This is a genomic window from Viridibacillus sp. NPDC096237, from assembly GCF_050278625.1.
Classification (GTDB): domain Bacteria; phylum Bacillota; class Bacilli; order Bacillales_A; family Planococcaceae; genus Viridibacillus.
Window position 1 is genome coordinate 96,741 of the sequence record NZ_JBNNTI010000010.1, and the last position, 2,099, is coordinate 98,839.

Below are 2,099 nucleotides of genomic sequence, written 5' to 3' on the forward strand. Positions count from 1 at the left end.
GCGTACCGCTCGCTTTCCGCGGGCGAGCGCCGAGCCGCTTGAATGCTAGTGATGCAGCTATAAAACTGGATATTGCTAAAGATACCCTTCGTACCTACTCTCTTGAATTATAATGTGCTGGCTACGAAGTCAAAAGAAATAATAGAAATCAAAGTGATTATTCAGATTATGACATATTAATATTTCGTGCTTTCCTAACGTTGAGTAAAACGCATGGATTAACGCTCAAAGAGGCGGCATCTAAGGTTTCAAGTGCAGACTTCATACCGTCTAACGCTACATCCCTTCAAGCCTTGAAAACTGTGGATTTAGAAGATATTTTTAAAAGTATGGAACTCATGGCTGAACACGTTGCTACGTTAGAGCATGATAATACCGTTTTATTAGAGCGTTTGAGTACGTTAGAAACCAAGTCGGATATGACTTTAAAGGCGATTGAACATCCAAAGGAAAGTAATGAGTTTAAGCACATGCAAGAACTGATGGATACAATGATAAGGAATCAAACAAAGTTAGCTGAAACTACACCGAATACCAACGCTTTAATGGCTGAAATTCGTAAATTAAATTCTAAGATTGCTGAATTAGAAACATTAGCAACAACCGAACAAACTAAAGGTGGTTTTTGGTCAAGATTATTTAGAAATTAATTTTCGTAAAAAAGAGACTCTTCACTAAGATGAAAAGCTTGATTTCTCAGCACTTAAATTGAGGAATCAGGATTTTTGTTGTTCCATTCACCAAAATCAATTGCTAAATTGAAGACGATCTTCGTCACCGGGAACAAAAAAAGCCAAGAAGCATAAATAAATAGATATAAGCAAATCTATTTTTATGGGAGTGGATGGAATGAATACTCCATTGATTATCGAATTAAAGCGGATTCAATCTCAGCAACAGAATAATTATAAAGCTCTAATTGACCAGAAATTATATCGGCTTCAAAATAATGACTCAGTACATACCAAATCTCTTACAGAATCTGTGACAGATATCGAAGAACAGGGAATAAAAAAAACGAGAATAGAAGATAAAAAAGAATGTAATGTAATTCCACCTTCTAATTTGGAAAATATCTATTCAAAAGAGAATATAATTCCATTTACTATATTTGTTGAAATTGATGATTTTCTTCGTCTACCTATTTCGGGTAATATCATTCAACAATCTGCACTATTCCTCGAAGGCGATAATCAGACACAACAATCAGAGAGCCATTCACAGTTTATTCATACAGAATTATCTTACCCTGATCCAATGCAATATAGGTTAGTCCGTTCAACAATTAATGAAATTATTAGTTTTACTTCTGAAAATGAAATGCAATATGCAGAGAATAGGATATATGAAACGATTGCTAATCCAATCCATATGCATTCACAAAAAAAGAAGGGTAAACCAGAATGTACACATAATCATATAGAAGTAAGAGTCCCTGTAGTAGTAGGAGAGTATGAAATTGAAATAAATATGAGCAATCAAGTTTTCTTTGAACAGGAAGTTCTTGGTTTTAAAGAAATCTCTAGCAATGTTGAATTAAGAAATTTGAAATTTATTCCTGATCAATCTGGCAAATCATTAGGTAATGGGTCATGTACAGTTTCCAAAGGAAAAATAACATTAGAAGGTAAAATTTTACAAAATTTTAGGTATTCAGCTATTACAAATCACAATGAAAATGCGTCGCAGCAAAAGCAAAAGAATAATCGACTTCACCAACGAATGGCACTTAACTTAACCGTTCATCTTTCACAAATACAGAAAATTAAAGCTACCTTATGTGATGAATAAACTAAAATATGCCATCTTTAGAAGTTGATATAAATAATAGTTTGTTTCTCTATTCATGTTTAATAAATAAATTCATGCTGTAAATGAATCAAATGACTATTCTATTAGCCTATTGGAAAATATTTAATCCACATATTTTATTATTAGAGTTTGAAAAAGCTCAAAAAATAATAGAGGTGAGGAAATGAAGAATTGTAACAACAGTAACAACAGTCAACAGCAACAGCAAGAAGCATGCATAGTACCATCGACGCAACAAATTCCGGTGGCTGATAATGCAGTAGTAAATAATACGACAGCCAGTACGC

2 protein-coding genes are annotated in these 2,099 nt (G+C 33.3%); both read left to right on the plus strand.

The annotated features are described in order from the left end of the window. Positions 1-200 precede the first annotated feature (200 nt). On the plus strand, positions 201-650 hold the full coding sequence (locus ACQKMD_RS08490) for a hypothetical protein (protein WP_427751127.1): 450 nt from the start codon (positions 201-203) through the stop codon (positions 648-650). Positions 651-849: 199 nt separating this feature from the next. Continuing rightward, positions 850-1,791, plus strand: coding sequence for a BC_2427 family protein (locus ACQKMD_RS08495; RefSeq protein ID WP_427751129.1), 942 nt, complete (start codon positions 850-852; stop codon positions 1,789-1,791). The last annotated feature ends 308 nt before the right edge of the window (positions 1,792-2,099 follow it).

What these genes read in the sequence shown, in the direction of transcription:
- ACQKMD_RS08495 (WP_427751129.1), top strand. Translation starts at nt 850, where the DNA reads ATGAATACTCCATTGATTATCGAATTAAAGCGGATTCAATCTCAGCAA.